We start from the raw sequence: 330 nt of genomic DNA, 5'->3' as shown, positions 1-330 counted from the left end.
TCCGGTTTATATGCATGGGGATTTTCATCCGGGAAATCTAATCTATAGGGCAGATGATTCTATTGGAGTGATAGATTTTAACAGATGGGAAGTGGGCGATCCTTATGAGGAATTTTATAAGTTGGAAAGTTTTGGTGTTGAGGTAAGTATTCCATACTGTATTGGACAGATTGATGCATATTTTTATGATAATATACCAGATGATTTTTGGCTTACTAATGCAGTGTATGTAGCACAAGCTTCATTGTTTTCTATCAAATGGGCAGAAAAGTTTGGACAAGAAGAAATTGACGGGATGGTTCAAAGAGCAAGAAATTCGTTTGATAATTA

General features: G+C 35.5%; 1 protein-coding gene. It reads left to right on the top strand.

Going from position 1 to position 330, the window contains the following annotated elements; all coding sequences use genetic code 11:
- Positions 1-330 (top strand): aminoglycoside phosphotransferase family protein (locus ASU35_RS06675; protein ID WP_242861217.1); only part of this gene is annotated, 330 nt, incomplete at both ends.

The sequence above is a fragment of the Acetivibrio ethanolgignens genome (assembly GCF_001461035.1).
GTDB classification, from domain to species: domain Bacteria; phylum Bacillota; class Clostridia; order Lachnospirales; family Lachnospiraceae; genus Velocimicrobium; species Velocimicrobium ethanolgignens.
Note: the sequence above shows the minus strand (reverse complement) of the source record. Positions and strands in the feature narration are given on the sequence as shown.